Origin of the sequence: Methylobacterium sp. WL103, from assembly GCF_008039885.1 — a bacterium.
Taxonomy (GTDB): Bacteria; Pseudomonadota; Alphaproteobacteria; order Rhizobiales; family Beijerinckiaceae; genus Methylobacterium; species Methylobacterium cerastii.
In genome coordinates this window covers 1-835 of sequence record NZ_VRUX01001072.1, presented here as the reverse complement: position 1 = coordinate 835, position 835 = coordinate 1, and the positions used below count along the sequence as shown (strand labels likewise).

Genomic DNA, 835 nt, shown 5'->3' with positions numbered 1-835 from the left:
GGCCCGCGCGGCGGGCTCGCAGGCGCCGATGCGGGCGGCGAAGGTCAGCGTCGTGCCGAAGTCGGCGGCGATCAGGGCGATCGCCAGGGCGGCGAGCGCGAGGCCGTAATGGCCGAGCACCACCGGCCCGGCGACCTTCGCCACCATCACGAAGGCCGCGAAGCCTGCCAGCAGGTAGATCCCGCGGCCGGCCGCCTGCCCGACGAGGTTGATGCCGTAGCGCATCCCCCTCCGGTCTTGGCCCGTGTCGGTTCGATTCACCACCATACGCATCTTTCGGTGATTTTCGCCGGAAGAATGCTACCTACGATTGTAGGATCGCACGGCCCGGACGGGCATACCGCGAAAACGCCCTATGGTTGCGTCTATAAGTATTATACAACCGTAAAGAGAGTGGCATGCCCAAGTCAGCCGACGTGCTCGCAGCCCGTGACCTCGCCGGAACCGATTCAGGCGGCGTCGCCGCGATCTCCTGGGCGGAGACGCGCGCGGCGCTCCGCGCCGACCGGGCGCATTGGGCGCGCCGCATGCCCGGACCGGTGCGCCTGCGCCGCGGCTACCAGGCGATCTGGCTCTATCGGATGTCGCGCTACGCCCACGAGAACGGCTGGCGGATGGCGGCGTGGCTGCTCTGGATCGTCAACGGCTGGCTGACGGGCTCGGACATCCCGCCCTCGACCCGGATCGCCGGCGGGATGTTCCTGCCCCATCCCTACGGCACGATCATCGCGGGCGCCGTCGGGCGCGACGCCGCCTTCGGCTTCCAGGCCTCGATCGGCGGCCTCTACAAGACGCCGGACCGCGACGTCGGCGGCGGCCCCGGCCTGCCCCGCCT

At 70.2% G+C, this 835-nt stretch carries 1 protein-coding gene and 1 pseudogene; one reads left to right on the top strand and one right to left on the bottom strand.

Going from position 1 to position 835, the window contains the following annotated elements; translation table 11 throughout:
• Positions 1 to 225 (bottom strand): annotated as a pseudogene (locus FV222_RS27840) (polysaccharide biosynthesis protein); the annotation flags it as partial.
• A gap of 173 nt (positions 226 to 398) precedes the next feature.
• Between FV222_RS27840 and FV222_RS27835 the strand changes: the two are divergent.
• Positions 399 to 835 (top strand): serine acetyltransferase (locus FV222_RS27835; protein ID WP_246685718.1); only part of this gene is annotated, 437 nt, incomplete at its 3' end.